Genomic DNA, 16,345 nt, shown 5'->3' with positions numbered 1-16,345 from the left:
CTACCCACCGCATGAACCGCAGATCCTTCGTCCAGGGTGTTTCCCTGCTTACCGCCAGCGTATTTTTCAAGCAGTACTCCTTCGCTAGTGCAGCCCCCGCCTTTCCGGTGGTGCGGCCGGCGGCGGAGAAACGGCGCTTTCGAAGCCGCTCGGTAGAAGCGGCCATTGTGGAGTTCAACAAGAAGGTAAAGGACAAGGAACTGGGGTGGCTGTTCGCTAACTGCTTCCCCAGCACCCTGGATACCACCGTCACCCACACTACCCTGCAGGGCCGCCCCGATACGTACGTTATCACCGGCGACATTGACGCCATGTGGCTGCGCGACAGTTCGGCCCAGGTGTGGCCCTACTTGCAGTTTGTGAATAAAGACGCTGAGCTGCGGCAGCTGATTGCGGGCGTCATCAACCGGCAGACGCGCTGCGTTATCAAGGACCCTTATGCCAACGCGTTCTATGGCGATGACACCAAGGTAGGCGAGTGGAAGTCGGACCTGACGAAAATGCAGCCGGGCGTGCACGAGCGGAAGTGGGAAATTGACTCGCTGTGCTACCCCATCCGGCTGGCTTACCATTACTGGAAAACCACCAACGACGCAGCCCCCTTTGATGCGCAGTGGCAGCAGGCCATCAAAAAAACGTTGCAGACATTCCGGGAGCAACAGCGCAAGGAAGGCCTGGGGCCCTACAAGTTTCAGCGTCAGACGGCTACTTCTACCGATACCCAGCCCATGAGTGGCTACGGCTACCCCGTGCGGCCCGTGGGACTGATCTGTTCCTCCTTCCGCCCCAGCGACGACGCTTCCCTCTACTCCTTTCTCGTACCCAGCAACTTCTTCGCGGTGGTAAGCTTGCGCCAGGCCAGTGAGATGATGACGGCCCTGGCCAAGGATGCCGCCACGGCGCAGGAGCTAACGGCCCTGGCCAACGAAGTAGAAGCCGCCTTGCGTCAGTACGCCGTGGTGAAGCACCCCCAGCACGGCGACCTATACGCCTATGAGGTGGACGGCTTCGGCAGCCATGTGCTCATGGACGACGCCAACGTACCCAGCCTGGTAGCCCTGCCCTACCTGGGCGCCGTGCCCATCACCGACCCCGTGTACCAGAATACCCGCAAGTTTTTGCTTTCCACTGCCAACCCCTTCTTTTTCAAGGGTACCGCCGCCGAGGGCATTGGCGGGCCGCACGTGGGGCAAGACATGATTTGGCCCATTGCCATTACCACCCGCGGCCTCACCAGCACCAACGACGCCGAAATCAGGGACTGCGTGCAGAGTCTGAAGGCCACCCACGCAGGCACGGGCTACATGCACGAGTCCTTTCACAAGGACGACGCCAGCAAGTTTACCCGCTCGTGGTTTGCCTGGGCCAATACCATCTTTGGTGAGTTTCTGTGGAAAGTGTACCAGGAGAAGCCCCAGCTGCTAGCTTAGGGCACCTCCTTCGCCTTGGTGTCCTACCCACCTACGCTCACCCTTGCCCGTGGCGCGGGCTTTGGGTATAAATAACTGCTGAACCTGTCCTGCACGCGGCTTGCTCGCGCCCGAATATGAAAACTCCCATAAGAAAAGCCCTCCTGCTTAGCGCGCTGGCTAGCCTGTTTCTGGCCCCGGCTGTGGTAGCCCAAAAAGCTTCTGCTCCGGCCAAAAAACCAGCCAACGCTGCGAGGCTCAAGACCACTAAAACCACCTCGGGCAATCCGGTATTTCCGGGGTGGTACGCCGATCCGGAGGGCGCCATCTTCGGCAAGCAATACTGGGTGTACCCCACGTATTCTGCCCCCTATGAGCAGCAGGTGTTCATGGATGCCTTCTCCTCGCCTGACCTGGTTAACTGGACCAAGCACCCGCGCATCATCGACACGACCCGCGTGAACTGGGCTCAGAAGGCCATGTGGGCCCCCTCGGTAATTGAGAAGGGCGGCAAGTACTTTCTGTTCTTTGGCGCCAACGACGTGCACGAAGGCGAAGTAGGCGGCATTGGCGTGGCCGTAGCCAACCGGCCGGAAGGTCCGTTTGCCGACTACTTGGGCAAGCCCCTGATTGGCAACATTCACAACGGCGCCCAGCCCATCGACCAGTTCGTGTTTCACGACCAGGATGGGCAGTACTACCTGATCTACGGAGGATGGTCGCACTGCAACATTGCGCGGCTAAAGGACGATTTCACGGGCTTCACCCCCTTCCCCGATGGCACTACGTTCAAGGAAATTACGCCCCAGAACTATGTGGAAGGACCGTTCATGTTTCGCAAAGACGGCAAATACTACTTCATGTGGTCGGAGGGTGGCTGGGGTGGACCCAACTACTCCGTGGCCTACGCCGTGGCCGACTCGCCCCTGGGACCGTTCAAACGCGTTGGTAAAATTCTACAGCAAGACCCACAAGTCGCCACCGGAGCGGGCCACCACTCGGTGCTACACGCTCCCAACACTGATACCTGGTACATCGTCTACCACCGCCGCCCCCTCGGCGAAACCGACGCCAACCACCGCGTTACCTGCATCGACCAGCTCACCTTCGACGCACAAGGCCTGATAAAGCCCGTGAAAATTACGGCGGCTGGCGTGAGTAAGCAGCCGTTGTAACAGTTGGTCTACCTTCTCAACTGTGGAGAGGTACAACTACTGATAAGAGGCCTTGGACTACCCGCCCTATTCTTATAGGTTACTGGCAAGGTACTTCCAAGGCCTCTTCAGCCGGTTAGCTACTTTTCTTTCCCAAAAGTGCCTACAAACGGATTATTAAGAAGTTAAAGGATTATAGCGCATCGAGCATTTCACGGCTAAGCATGGCGCCTGCCAAGGTGCCGGCAGCTACAGCCACGCTTACCGTGCGTATGGGCGTAGTGGCGTCGCCGGCGGCGTACACTCCGGGGACGTTGGTTTTCTGCAGGGTATCAACGGCTAGGTGGCCCTGCTCGGTGAGCGTGCAGCCCAGTTCTTGAGGTAGAAGGCAGTGCTGGGTGAAGGCTGGCCGGGCGTATAGCGCGCGTAGTGCCACCTGGCGGCCACCGGCTAGCACTACGTGCGTTAGGTAGCCACTCTGGTGCACAATCTGCTCTACGGGTGCTTCTTCTACCGCAATGCCGCGCTCCGACAACCGCTGGCGGTGTTCGGGCTGAATAGTTGATGGGCCGTTGGTGAAAACCGTCAAGGTGGGAGTCCAATTCAGCAGTAGCCGCACCTGCTCCACGGCCATGTCACCATTGAGCAGGATGCCGGTGGGCTGGTCGCGGTACTCGTAGCCGTGGCAGTAAGGGCAGTGAATTACCGAGATGCCCCAGCTTTCGGCAAAACCAGGAATGGCGGGCATCTGGTCGTGCACACCGGTAGCAAAGAGTAGTTTACGGGCCCGAACCGTCGCTCCCGAGGCTGTTGTTACCCGGAAGTCATTGTCTGCGCCCGTGGCGGCAACGGCCACCTCCCGGCACAACTGCACAGTTGGGTAAGCTAGGACCTGTGCCAACGCCTGCGCCGCAATAGCTGCCGGCGTGCTACCATCTTGAGTTAAGAAATTATGTGAGTGCGGGGTCTGACGGTTGCACGGCAGGCCGCTGTCCAGAATCAACACGTTGCGCCGGGCCCGCCCCAACGACATGGCAGCCGCCAGCCCTGCGTAACTGCCGCCTACTATCACTGCGTCCAGTACTTCTTGGTCTTCCATAGCAACAAATTTTTGTCTCTTACAAGGGTATATTTTCTCAAAAGTGAGACACTGCGAAGCAAAAAAAATCACACCCCAATGCCTTTGCTAAATGAAAACCAAGCAAATTCCTTTAAGCTATTGGGGGCCACGGCCCCAGCAGTAGCCGCATTGACGGTGGCAACTACCACCCCATTGAACAGAGCCATTACCCAGGCCGTAGTCAGATGCAGGCTGATAGCGCCCTGTTCCTGCAATTGGGTAATCACATTACGAAAGCGGCTACAAACGGAATCGTAGGCAGCACAATCAGCATTGAGGGGGGTATGGTGGTGCTCGGGTCGGGAGTGCAGCTTGTTGAAGAGGGCATACTTAGCACCGCAGTCTACTCCGGCGTACAGCATGTATTCTAGCTGCTTGCGCGGCTCGGCGGAGCTGTTCAACGCCTGCAACATGGCCTGCTGGCAACTCCGACGCATTTCCTGCGCGCACGAGGCCAGTAGCTCCTCGCGGCCGGTGAAGTAGCGGTGCAACGTCCGCCGGGTAACGTCGGCTTGCTCCGCAACGTGCTCCAGCGGGGCCGAATAGTCCTCGTTGAACACGAGAATAGCGGCTTCGATGATGCGGTGCTGAGTTTGCGACGCTGACATGGCGCAAACTTACGCATAAAGTCTCACATTTGAGACATAGTTAATAATATGACTCAGCAACTCTGTTTTCTTGACTTCAATGAAGCCGAGCCTTAAGCTACGCCGTGTGGCTTGATGACAACCAAGCCCACATACCCCAATGTGCAGGGTTTACCCAGCGTCGGGCGCTGGTAGAGAAGCACTCTTTGCGTATACTGCCGGGTAAGATTTTCCGTCGACAGCTAATTCCCGTAGGAGGTATTTATGCATCAAGAACCACTTCGAACGGGCGGGCAGCCCGTTGCTACGGCCACTAAGGGCCTCATTATGCTACACGGTCGGGGCGGTAGTGCAGCCGATATTTTGTCGCTAGCTGCGCACCTGCACTTACCAGGGTTTGCATTGCTGGCCCCGCAGGCCACCCAGAACACGTGGTACCCGAATTCCTTTTTGGCCCCGGTGGCGCAGAATGAGCCTTGGCTGACAGATGCCCTGGCCGCTGTAGGCCGCACCGTGGCCCACGCTCAGGCTGCTGGCATTACCGCCGATAACCTGTACTTTCTGGGCTTCTCGCAGGGGGCTTGCCTTACCTTAGAGTACGTAGCTCGCCATGCTACCCGGTACGGGGGCGTGGTTGCCTTCACGGGTGGCTTGATTGGCGACCAGCTTCGGCCTGAGGGCTACCAGGGCGACTTTGCAGGCACTCCCGTCTTCATTGGCACCAGCGACCCTGACTTTCACGTACCGGTGGAACGCGTGCGGGCCTCCACGGCCCTACTGACGGCGCTGGGCGCGCACGTAACCGAAAAGGTATACCCGAATATGGGGCATACCATCACGCAAGAAGAACTCAACCTAGCCAATAGCTTAGTCTTTGGCCGGTAAGGCCCAGCCAGCAGTACGCTGCTTACCTCTTACCCTTTACCTTACTCTACATGGAACCTCGCATTCTAGGCCTGCACCACGTTACGGCCATTGCTGGCAACGCTCAGCGCAACTTTGATTTCTACACCAAAGTTCTGGGGCTGCGCTTCCTTAAGAAAACCGTGAATTTCGACGACCCTGGCACGTACCACTTCTACTTCGGCGACGAAACCGGTTCAGCGGGTACTATCCTCACGTTTTTTCCCTGGTTGAACATCACGCCGGGCCGGCGTGGCCTGGGGCAGGCTACGGAGGTAGGCTACTCGGTACCGGCCGGCAGCTTTGAGTTCTGGATGAAGCGCTTCGACGAGCACGGCGTGACGTACAACAAGCCCAGCGAGAAGTTTGGGGAGCAGTACCTTACCTTCCTCGACCCCGACGGCCTGAAACTGGAGCTGATTGTATCCAAGACCGACGACCCGCGCACCCCCTGGACAACCTCCGAAGTAGGTGCGGCAGTAGCTACCAGAGGGTTTCACACCGTTACGCTCACCCTGGCTAGCATCAAGGGCACGGCCGAAATCCTGACGGACGTGTTTGGCTATACGCTGCTGGAGCAACACGTGAATCGGTACCGCTACGTGACCGATACGGTGCAAGGCGCCGCCTACATCGACCTGGTGGAAGTACCGGGGGAAGCGCGGAGCGTTACGGCCGGCGGCTCGGTGCACCACATTGCCTTTCGCGTGAAAGACGACGAAGCCGAGCTGTACATTCGCAAGAAGCTGATCGAGAAAGGCCTGCAACCTACTCCGCAAATTGACCGCGACTATTTCCACTCGGTGTACTTCCGCGAGCCGGGCGGGGTACTGTTTGAAATTGCTACCGAAAACCCTGGCTTCACTGTGGACGAACCCTTGGCCGAACTTGGCACCGGCCTCAAGCTGCCCAAACAGCACGAGCACCTGCGGGCCCGCTTAGAGGCGGTACTCCCTCCCATCGGCTAGGCGCAATAAATCCAAACGCCCAGACGCCCGGCGCATTCAACAGAGTTGAGCGCGCCGGGCGTCTGGGTGTCTCTTGGTCAGTGAGCGTGCGGCTACCCTAATGTTTGCACAGGCACGCTCCTTTGTTGACGGCCCGGAACCGCACAAACTTGTTTACCAGCCAGGGGTAAGGTTTCAGCAACTCCGGCTGGGTGCTAACCCCATTCACTACCCGCACCGTTTGCAACACCCCGTTCCGGGTGTACTGGGCGTAGAAGTCCTGTTTAGCGGTGCTGGTGATGCTGCGCAGCTTGAAGTAAGTAATTAGCTCCTGCTGGTCGGCAAAGGCTTGGAGCGCCGCTAGGTTCGTTGCTTTTATGTCAATCAGATCATTCTGCACATCCGTGAGGTAGGCCACTTTGCGGATCAGCACATGGTTGCTGACGCCGCCCTCCGTTCTCAAGTTGCTAAACATGGAAAAGCTTTTCTCCGTCTTTAGCCCAAGGTAGGGATTGAGGCCATTGAAGATCAGCACCGCGGGTACCAGCCAAAAAGCCGCCGTTTGCACCCGCAATAGTGGCCCCATACGCTCATTGCCCGCGGTGAAGCCACGCATCATCAGCAAGTAGCCCGCTATCAGCAGGGCACCCCACACAAGACATACCAACAGGCCTACGGCGTGGGTAGTCGCCCCAGCTGCTACCAAGCCGAGTATGCCTAAGATCAGCAGTACCCGGCAGGCAAATGCCACCTTTTGGGTAGCCTTGCCAAACCAAGACGTAGCTAGCTGTTGCACCTTGCCGGGCAAGCTCATGGGCACAAACAGCAGATAGCTGGCAAACAGTAAGCCCGAAAAGCTAAATAGTCCTTGAGCGGGATGGATAGCCAGGAAATAATGGAACCCCATTCCCAGCAGGATACCCGCCAAACGGGTGCGCCGGAAGCAGAGCAACACGGGAATAGCCGTTTCAACCACAAGGGTACCAACAACGGCCCCCCACTGAGTAAAGGTATTGATGGGGATAAAGGGTAGGCGGTGGCCGTACCCCTTCAGCAACACCGTACTACAGCTGATGTCGATATTGAAATAGTCCCAGTTCAACTTATGCAGTACGGCGAAGAAATACAGCACCACCAAGCTAAGGCGGACAAAAGGCGCAAAGGCATTAAACAGCCCCACGCGCACTAGCGGCGTTTGCAACATCTCCCGCGTGCCGCCCGCCCGGAAGTGGCGGAACAGCGCCCAACCCAGCGCACTCAGAATTCCTAGGTTAACAATAAACTCGAAGAGAATGTGGTTAGGCTCTTGGGGCATCCAGGTCAGCGTATTGCACAAGCTCATGCTGACCATGACGAGAAACAAGCCCACGGAGCGCGGGTTGAGAATAACTAAGGAAGCAGCCACAATAAGGGCATAGCTGAACGGAAACTCACTGGTGAACCGCTCGGAGAACGATAGGCAGTGAAGCAGCGAGGCCATAGCCCACCCGAAACAGAACAGGCACAGCCGGTCGAACGACACCGGTGAGTCCGAATGGTACGCTAGACTGGGCTGGCGTACTTGGCTTTCGGAAAGGAATAGGTCTTGCCGGTTCCGTAATGGTACAATAGGTTTGGGAGTAGGGATTGTTTGCATAGGAGCACGGAGTGATATTGACTTGATAAGGCGAATATATAAATTTAACCTAATTTTAATCCTATAGCATAAAAGAGTGTCTAAGTTAATAAATCATGTATTAGATCAAAATTATCAAACTATAGTTATAAAAACCGGTTTTTGAGCAGCTAAGGCGTTTTTGCTGCTTAGTGCGCCCCCAAATGATTTATTTGTGGCACGCATCTTTTTATTACAAAACAAGCTATAAATATTTCCACTCTTACTGCCTAGCTACGCTTGCTTACAGTCTCAGTGGGTAGCTGAACACTCACAGTAAATCGTGTACCAGGACGAATTGCACCTTACCGGTATCGAGCACGAGGGCTCTGCGTAGTGCTTTTACTGCTGCGGCTAGTACCCGCGCGAAATAGGGTGGCGCGCAACGTAGGCTTGCAATTCCGCGGGCGTTTGGTTTTCTAAGGTCAGAAGTGCCTCATATGGGTTGCCAGATATATGTAGCAACGCCGCAAAGGCTGGCTCCGTTTTCATTCCTTGGTGCTTAAGGCGCCGGATTTCTTGCCGCCACACTTCGCCGCCGGCTACCAATATGGCGTGCTCCACCACCATATGGCGGTACCCTGCCTGCTGGCAAGTAGGCTGCGCTTGCCCAAATACTTCCAATTCGGTGCCTTGGTAACTGAAGTTGACAACTACAGAATCGACGCCATTGACGATGTGCTGGCTGATGCGGAAACCGGGTAGCTGCCCGTACTGGGTGCTGAGCAGGTGGCGGAACCGCTCTTGAGTTGCCGGTGCTACTTCGCACAGCACATCCAAGTCGCTGGCAGACGTGTCAATCGCCAAAGGGATGGTGCCCGCCAGCACGGGGTCGAAATCGGCTAGTAGCGGCCACATTGCCAAGGCCTGCAAAACAGCGTACGCGTGCTGCTGCCGGGCATTGCCGGCTTGCAGATATCGTAGGTCTTTCCAATCGATCATACCAGTGCAGCAAAGATAGATCAGCTACCTTGAGTGGCCTCAACTATACAGCGCGGTTCTAATCGTTAGGAATGGTTACTTAGCCCCCGGCCGCTTAGCTACTATTACGGTTTGAGCTACTTCCTACGGTTCAGTACCTCAGCAAACAAATCGGGGTAGTCCGTAATGATGCCATCCACACCAAGGCGAGTCAGGCGCTGTATGTCGGCGGCCGAGTTAACGGTCCAGGGGATTAGACGGAGGCCCTGTGCGTGGCTGGCTTGCACCAATTGGGGCGTGACTAGTTGATGCTGGGGGCTGTAGATGCTAGGCCGGAAGCTCAGTCGGCGCAAGTTGGCCTCTAGCCCATCGGTATTAGCTACTAGCAAGGCCGTGCGCCACGTAGGCTCGGCTTGGTGCACTAGCTCTAGGGTGCGCGGGTCAAACGACTGCACAATAACGCGGGGGCCAACACCTTTTTCGCGCACTACTGCCAGTAGCTTCGCCACAAATTCGGCCGGTGCTGGGTGCAAGGTTCCGTCGCCGGCCGGGGTAGTTTTGGTTTCGATATTGTAATGCGGCGCGGGTAGCTTTTTCCGACGCGCATACGCCTCCACGGAGTCTATTACCTCTGCCAGCAGGGGCTTGTAGGCCAGCATTTTCTGCTGGCGCGGAAAGTGCGAATTGCCCTGGCTACCCACATCATAGCGACGGATGGTGGCATAGGGCAAGGCGTAGAGCCGGTGCTGGTCTTGCTCGGCCTTGGTAATGCGCTGGCCCGCGGGCGTCAGGGCATAATCGGGGTTCATGGTCGGGTCGTGGGAGAGCAGCACCTGCCCGTCTTGGCTAATGAGCACATCCATTTCCAGAGTAGTCACTCCTAGGTCAAGGGCGCGGCGCATGGCCGGAATCGTATTCTCGGGCATCAACCCCCGGCCGCCACGGTGGCCTTGCCGGTCGAAGAAGGTAGACGTTTGGGCCAGGGCCGCCGAGGTGGCAAGGCCGACTAAGAAAGTAGCAAGCAGTTTTAGCACCGGACAGGAATGGGCTAGAACGCCCGTTAGATTGCAAGAAAACGAGGCTGCCAGCGCGGTTGTCCGCGCTGGCAGCTCTAGTAGCGTAACGTACGTTACGCCGTCAGGGTATCGGTGTATACTTGCCCGAACCGGTCCGTAACTTCAATGCGTACCTGCCGGGTCTGGGCCCCCACTTCGGCCACAAACAGGTGTTCGGTGGTGGTGGGCTCTACCCATTTGTGCTTAGCGGGCAGTTGCGCTCCGGCATGCAGCTGCACCGAAAGCGGGTCGTGGCCGGTGTGCTGCTGCATGGGCGTCCGGCGCGCGTCATCTTCGATGCACACCACCTTCCAGCTAGGGTCCCAGTTCCACACGTTCACGAGCACCGCGTTGGGCCGGTCGGGCAGGACGCCCTTGGGATAAACGCGAAACTGGTGGTCCCGCGCCTTGCCAATGGACTTGTAGTACCACTTGATTTCTGGGCCGTTTACTTCGTACACGCCATAGCCCCCGGGGGTACCATCGGTGCAAATGGGCCCCGTCCACCAGGCTCCGCACACAGTGCCGTGCACATGCTCGGTTACATTATCGGCGGTTTGCAGCACCTCGTTGAAGTGGGTATGACCCGAGAGAATGTGCACTTTGAAAGGCTGCAGCAGGCGGTACAACTCCTTGCGGTTGCTTACCACCCCGCCCATGGACTCTTCCTTTTGCTTGTCGCGCAGGTGCTGGCGGGTATAGGGCGGAATGTGCAAACTCACTACTATTGTGCTGCCGGGCTTCACGTGGGCCAGGTCCTGCTCCAGCCAGGCAAGTTGGAGCTCCGTAAGGTAACCGATGTACTTCTTGGCAGCCCCGATGAAAAACACGTCATCCAGCACCACGTAGTGAATTTCGCCGCGGTTAAAGGAGTAGTAGGTGGGCCCGAACCGCTGGCGGAAGGTCGCCGAGGAGCCTTCGTCGGTGCGGGCCGTCAGGTCCATGTCGTGGTTGCCAATAACCTGAAAGAAAGGGATTCCCGTTGTAGCTACCCCTTGCTGGTAGTCATCAAACAGCTCGAAATGGTCCCAAACCAAGTCGCCGCACCCAATGCCGTGAAACAGCGTTTGGGGGCCATAGCTGGCAATGAGCTGCTGAGTATCGGGCACGGCCGTAGCTTTAAATTCTTCGGCGTCGGCCTTGGAAATCATTTGGGGGTCGGCCCACAGAATGAAGTTGTGCTTGGTATCGTCCTGGGGCAGCTTTACTAATTCAAAATCGGCCCGAAAGCGGCCCCGTGCCACCTCCTTGCGCCGGTAGAAGCGAGCTATTCCCTTCTCCTGCGGAAAGGCGTAGCCCCGTGGCACCGACACGTGCACAAATTCGGTGGTGGCGTTGCTGTCGATGGCGTAATTACCCTTGCTATCGGTGAGGGTCACAGTGAGACCATCCGTTACGGCCACACCCGCTAGGCCCTGCCCACCGGCGTGCACGCGCCCGGCCAGGCGCTGTACCGAAAGATTGGGGGCTGCTTGGCTGAAGCCCAGCGTGGGCTGTAGGGTAATACCAAGGCCCGTGAGCCCTAAAGATTTGAGAAAGGAACGTCGTTGCTGAAGCACAGGAAGGAAATTTCAGGGAATAGGTCAGCGCAAGGCAGGGCAATACCGGGGGTACCTTACCGCTCCCACCATACTTTCGTGTTCACGTCATCGGAGCCCATGCGCTCCACGGCGGCGCGGTAGTTGGTGGCGTTGTTGGTTTGCACGATGAGCGGATACTTGAAACGCGTGGGCATGATGCCGCCGTTCTGCAAGTCCTGGCCGTGAGGCAGCACCGGTAAGCCCGTGCGGCGATACTCAAACCACTGCTGGTAATCGGTAAAAAACAGGGCGTAGTACTTCTGCAGCATAATACGCTCCAGGGTGCCGTTGTAGGCCACCGCGGTATTCTGGAAATACGTGGCCGGTACTACTGCACCCCACTGCTCTATGGCAGCGCGCACGCCCCGCTCGTAGTGGGGGCGAGCATCGGTGGCGATATAGCCCCGCTGAGCAGCCTCAGCCTTAATGAACTCTACTTCGGCGTAGGTCATCAGCACCGAGGGCATGGGGGCGGCTACGGTGGCCGTTACCAGGGCAATGTTGAAGTTGGAGGGTACGTACTGAAATTGCGCATCACTACCGCCATAAGCACTCGGAATGCCCTTATAGCCGATGGTGCTCCGCCCGTCCTTGGTGCGAGCCAGGGTGTTGAACTTGGCTAGGCGGGGGTCGCTCCACGTATTCAGGTTGTCGATAAAGAACTCGGCGGCGGCCCGGCCCGTGGTAAAGTCGATGGCCCTACCCCAAGGGGAGATATTGGGCGCAATACCCGTAATCTTCAGCACGGCCGACTCACTGTTTTGCGTGAATACCGGATACTTGGTTGGGTCATTGATCATGGCCGCCAGCCGGGTGGCGGTGTTCATCTCCGGCCGCTTGGAAAGGCGCAACAGCAAGCGCATTCGGAGGGAATTGCAGAACCGGCGCCAGCTAGCCACGTTGTTCTCATAAAGCAAATCGGAGCCGTAGCTCATCGGCTTACTCGTGTCGAAAAGGAGGTTAGCTTCCTCCAGGTCGGCAAGCAGCTGCGAGTAGATTTCCTGTTGCGCATCGAACTTGGGGTACAGCACTCCGGCCTCGCCCTGGCTGGCTTCGGTCATGGGCACATCGCCAAAGCAGTCGGTAAGGTTAGAATACACCCAAGCGTTGAGCGTCATAGCTACGGCCTGGTAGTTAGGGTCTTGAGCGGCTACGGCGGCGGCGCGCATCTCCCGAACATTGGCCAGCCAGCGGTAGTACGTGGTCCAGGTAGAATTGCCGGCGCCTTCACTCACCACGTAGCGGTGCACGCCCCCCGATACGCTTGGGAAAGGCAAGGCCACCTGCATAATATCGAAGGTAAACGCCTCGGCCCGGCTAGTGTTGAAGGCGGCCAACTCGTACACAGTGGGGTTTAGCAGCGTGCCCGGGCTTATTCTCTCAATGCGGTTAGGGTCGGTGTTGAGTTCTTCAAACCCATCGGTGCACGAACTCAGGCTGCCGCCCAAACCCAGGAGCAGGAGTGCTAGGTATATTTTCATTGCAAAGTCAGAATCAGTAAGGGGTAGCCAGCGTCAGGGCAAGCGCTTGCGAGTGCTCAGGTTCCTGCTTTCCTCTCGGCTATAGTTGCAGGGTGATGTTTACACCCATGGTGCGCGTAGAGGGTAGCTGGCCAATTTCCACACCGGGCAGAATAGTACCGCCGTTCAGGGCCGCCGTCTCCGGGTCGAACATGGGAAACTTGGTCCACATGGCTAGGTCACGACCGTAGAGGCCGATGGTAGCGCCAGTGAAGGCTTTGGTGCGGGAAAGCAGGGCGGCGGGCAGATTAAACTCAATGCGCGCTTCGCGCAGCTTCAGGTAGGAAGCATCAAACGAATTGCTCTCGATGTTGGCGCGGCGGTAGTACTCGGCGTAATAAGCAGCCGGAATGACCTTGGTGGTGTTCGGTGAGTAGGTACCATCGGCATTTGCCACTACCCCGTCGCCGATGATGTAGCCTTCCTCGCGCCCCGGCAGGGTAGATTTCAGCTTACCCTGCTCGCTCATTTTGTGGTGCGTCTGCGAGTAAATAATGCCGCCATACTGCCCGTCGAACAGCACGCTCAGCCGAAAATTCTTGTAGGACACCTCGTTCAGAAAGCCGCCCTTCCAGTCGGCGTACGCCCGCCCGATGTACTTGATGTTGGCGGGCTGTACTGGCAGGCCGTCTTTGTTGTAGATGATTTTGCCGTCGGGCGAGTAGTCGAAGCCGTAGCCATATATGTCGCCGGTAGTGCCGCCTACCGTAGCCAGTAGGGTAGCCGTGCCGCCTGTTCCAATCACCTGTTGGTCTTCCAGGCCCCCGGCCAGGCTGAGCACTTTATTGCGGTTGCGAGACCAGGTAACGGTGCTTTTCCACTTGAAGGCGTTGTTGTCAACAGGGCGAGCGTTGAGCACAACTTCCACGCCCCGGTTGCGCACGGCGCCCGCGTTCAGCAGGGCGCGGCTGTAGCCCGTGGTAGGGTCAATGGGCACTTCCAGAATTTGGTTGCGGGTAGTGTTCTGGTACACCGTCACATCGGCTCCCAGGCGGCCCTGAAACATCAAGTACTCCAAACCGGCTTCGTAACTGACGGTTTGCTCCGGCTTTAGGTTCTTGTTGTAGAGGGTAGTAGCCACCGAGCCTGCCCCAGCAAAGTCGCTGCGGTTGTAGTACTTGTTGTTGCCATAAGGGTCGGTGTCGTTGCCCACTTTCGCGGCCGAAAGCCGAAGCTTAGCCAGCGAAATAGAGGCCGGCATGGGCAGCAGCTCGTTTAGAATAAAGCTAGTGCTTACCGAAGGATAGGAAAACGGCAGGTTTTCCACCGGCAGGGAGCTGGACCAATCGTTACGCCCAGTCAGGTCCACGAAGATCTTATCGTCGTACGACACCGTAGCCAAGGCATAATTGCTGTTGATGTCCTTCTCGTACGCGTTGAGACCTAATAGCGGGCTGCTCAGGCCGTTGGCTAGCTTGTACACGCCCGGAATTACCAAATCGCGCACTGCGGCATCGGTGCTGCGGTTGCGGCGGCGCATAGCATTACCACCCACGGAGGCCCGCACGTCAAAGTGGGTGTTGAACTGCCGGTGGTAGGTTAGTAGAAAGTCAGTGTTGACTTCGTAGTTGCTGATATCCTGCTGTTTGTAGTAGCCTTTCTGAAAGTTAGCCGTGCTGTACGGGCGGCGCATTTCGCGTCGTTCCTGGGTCATGGCCAGGCCCGAACGCACCAGCAGGCTTAGGCTCTTCGTGAAATCATACGTAGCCGAAATATTGCCCACGGTGGTGCGCGTGGTCGAGGCATTAATCATCTCGTAGGCAATCAGGTACGGGTTGTCGATAAACGAGCTGAACGGGTGTACCTGGTCTACTTGGTCGTAGCCGTTTTTCCAGATGGTACGGTACGCGTCGAGCGGCACGTTTGGGTTCTGGAAAATCATGAAGTACGACAACGACTGGTTGTTGTAGCCGGTGGCGGGTAGGTTGTCGCTCGTGCGGTTAGTGAAGTTCACTTTGCCCGCCAGCTTTAGTTTGGAGGCCACGGTGTGGTTGACGCTCAAGGCGGCCGTCAGCCGTTCGTAGCCCGTATTGGGCATAATCCACTGGTTTTTGGAGTGCGTGACGGAAGCCCGCGCCGAGCTGGTTTCATTGCCACCTTCTAGCGCCACGCTGTTGGTAAACGTAGAGCCGGTACGGTAAAATCCTTTGATGTTGTCTTTGTAGGGCACCCACGGCACGCGCTCCGCCGATTGGGCTTGGGTCGCCGGATCGTACTGATAGTAGAGCTGTCCGGCAAACTTTGGCCCGAAGGCGCTGCTTGTGCTGCCCGTGTTGGCACCGTCGGGAGAAGCTCCGTAGGAGTAGTACATCTCGCCATTGGCGTTAAACGAGCGGCCCGTGCCCTGCCCGTACTCATACTGGTAATCGGGCCATTTCAGCACAGTATTGATACTTGAATTGCTGTTCACGGTCACACCCAAGCCTTTTTTCTTGCGAGAGCCGGTTTTGGTAGTGATGATGAGCGCCCCGTTGGCCGCCCGGCTGCCGTAGAGGGCCGTTGCGCTGGCACCTTTCAGTACCGTAATACTGGCAATATCATCGGGGTTGATGTCGGCAATACCGTTGCCAAAATCTACGGGCACATCGTTGCCGGAGCCCGCCCCGTAGGCGCTACCTACGCCCGAGCTGGTAAGGCCGCTGTTCATGGGAATGCCATCCAGCACCACCAAGGCATTGTTGCCGTTAGGATTCAAAGAATTGTCGCCGCGCAGGGAGATGCGCGTTGAGTTCACCGGCCCCGAGCCCGTCGAGACCAAGTTTAGCCCCGCCACTTTGCCCGAGAGGGCCTGCGCGAAGTTGTTAGGCCGCGCTTCCAGCAAGGCTTCCCCACTTACTGTTTGCGTAGCGTAGCCCAACGACTTCTGCTCCCGCGTGATGTTGAGCGCCGTCACAACCACCTCATTCAGCTGCTTGGCGTCGGCGGCTAGGCGCACATTCAGCGTTGTTTTTCCACTTACTGCTACTTCTTGTGTGCTGTAGCCGATGTAGGTCACCAGCAGTACAGCATCAGGAGCCGCAGTGAGTGTATAGCGTCCTTCTGTGTCAGTAGTAGCACCCGTAGTGGTTCCTTTCACTACCACCGTTGCCCCCGGCAACCCCTCTCCTTTCTCATCCGTAACGAAACCTGAGATGGACTGGCTTTGTGCAGCAGTAGTATGGCTCAGAAAAAGCAAGGCAGTACCCGTCGCGCTGAGCCGTAGGACTCGCGCTAAACCACTTGTGGACATGAAATGGGGCAGATTTGTTTGTGGCAAAACTACCCGGCCCCGTTTATGGGAATGTTACCACACAAACACCAAATGTTTATCTATCCACCTGCTGAACAGCCCCGATTTTTGCTAGCTAACAGCAGTCTTTATTCGGAATAGTACTATTACTTAACACTACCGTGTCATCCTAATCAGGCATGCTACATGGTTTACTTCACATTCATCAGTTCAGGTTAAGTACGCTTTCTGTAAGCAGGCTACGGTCTATGTATCCAGAAGCTAAG

12 protein-coding genes are annotated in these 16,345 nt (G+C 57.2%); 4 read left to right on the top strand and 8 right to left on the bottom strand.

Going from position 1 to position 16,345, the window contains the following annotated elements:
- Positions 1-11 precede the first annotated feature (11 nt).
- On the top strand, positions 12-1,430 hold the full coding sequence (locus tag CHB83_RS20600) for a glycoside hydrolase family 125 protein (protein ID WP_089334067.1): 1,419 nt from the start codon (positions 12-14) through the stop codon (positions 1,428-1,430).
- 116 nt (positions 1,431-1,546) lie between these two features.
- Positions 1,547-2,584 (top strand): glycoside hydrolase family 43 protein, encoded by a 1,038-nt coding sequence (locus tag CHB83_RS20595; RefSeq protein ID WP_089334066.1) that lies wholly within the window; start codon positions 1,547-1,549, stop codon positions 2,582-2,584.
- 172 nt (positions 2,585-2,756) lie between these two features.
- Here the strand turns inward: CHB83_RS20595 and CHB83_RS20590 are convergent, their stop codons facing one another.
- Positions 2,757-3,662, bottom strand: coding sequence for an NAD(P)/FAD-dependent oxidoreductase (locus tag CHB83_RS20590; protein WP_089334065.1), 906 nt, complete (start codon positions 3,660-3,662; stop codon positions 2,757-2,759).
- 68 nt (positions 3,663-3,730) lie between these two features.
- Positions 3,731-4,291 (bottom strand): TetR/AcrR family transcriptional regulator, encoded by a 561-nt coding sequence (locus tag CHB83_RS20585; protein WP_089334064.1) that lies wholly within the window; start codon positions 4,289-4,291, stop codon positions 3,731-3,733.
- Positions 4,292-4,534: 243 nt separating this feature from the next.
- Here CHB83_RS20585 and CHB83_RS20580 point away from each other — a divergent pair, with 243 nt between their 5' ends.
- The gene (locus CHB83_RS20580; protein WP_089334063.1) at positions 4,535-5,155 is read left to right on the top strand and encodes an alpha/beta hydrolase; all 621 of its coding nucleotides are present in this window, start codon (positions 4,535-4,537) and stop codon (positions 5,153-5,155) included.
- 50 nt (positions 5,156-5,205) lie between these two features.
- Positions 5,206-6,141 carry a ring-cleaving dioxygenase gene (locus tag CHB83_RS20575; RefSeq protein ID WP_089334062.1) on the top strand — a complete coding sequence of 312 codons (936 nt, stop codon included), beginning with the start codon at positions 5,206-5,208 and terminating at the stop codon, positions 6,139-6,141.
- 97 nt (positions 6,142-6,238) lie between these two features.
- Here CHB83_RS20575 and CHB83_RS20570 read toward each other — a convergent pair whose 3' ends face one another.
- The 6 genes from CHB83_RS20570 to CHB83_RS20545 form a co-directional block, all read right to left on the bottom strand.
- A complete protein-coding gene (locus CHB83_RS20570) occupies positions 6,239-7,756 on the bottom strand; it encodes an HTTM domain-containing protein (protein WP_143437225.1) in 1,518 nt (505 codons plus the stop codon).
- 372 nt (positions 7,757-8,128) lie between these two features.
- Complete coding sequence (locus CHB83_RS20565; RefSeq protein WP_089334060.1) at positions 8,129-8,716, bottom strand: DUF4269 domain-containing protein; 588 nt, start codon at positions 8,714-8,716, stop codon at positions 8,129-8,131.
- Between the two features lie 116 nt (positions 8,717-8,832).
- Positions 8,833-9,729 (bottom strand): glycerophosphodiester phosphodiesterase, encoded by an 897-nt coding sequence (locus tag CHB83_RS20560; protein WP_089334059.1) that lies wholly within the window; start codon positions 9,727-9,729, stop codon positions 8,833-8,835.
- Positions 9,730-9,824: 95 nt separating this feature from the next.
- Positions 9,825-11,309, bottom strand: coding sequence for a calcineurin-like phosphoesterase C-terminal domain-containing protein (locus CHB83_RS20555; RefSeq protein ID WP_089334058.1), 1,485 nt, complete (start codon positions 11,307-11,309; stop codon positions 9,825-9,827).
- A 56-nt stretch (positions 11,310-11,365) separates the two neighbouring features.
- Complete coding sequence (locus tag CHB83_RS20550) at positions 11,366-12,811, bottom strand: SusD/RagB family nutrient-binding outer membrane lipoprotein (RefSeq protein ID WP_089334057.1); 1,446 nt, start codon at positions 12,809-12,811, stop codon at positions 11,366-11,368.
- A 79-nt stretch (positions 12,812-12,890) separates the two neighbouring features.
- On the bottom strand, positions 12,891-16,079 hold the full coding sequence (locus CHB83_RS20545) for a SusC/RagA family TonB-linked outer membrane protein (protein WP_089334056.1): 3,189 nt from the start codon (positions 16,077-16,079) through the stop codon (positions 12,891-12,893).
- Positions 16,080-16,345: the final 266 nt, after the last annotated feature.

The sequence above is a fragment of the Hymenobacter mucosus genome, assembly GCF_900188255.1.
Taxonomy (GTDB): Bacteria; Bacteroidota; Bacteroidia; order Cytophagales; family Hymenobacteraceae; genus Hymenobacter; species Hymenobacter mucosus.
This window is presented reverse-complemented; position numbering and strand designations above follow the sequence as displayed.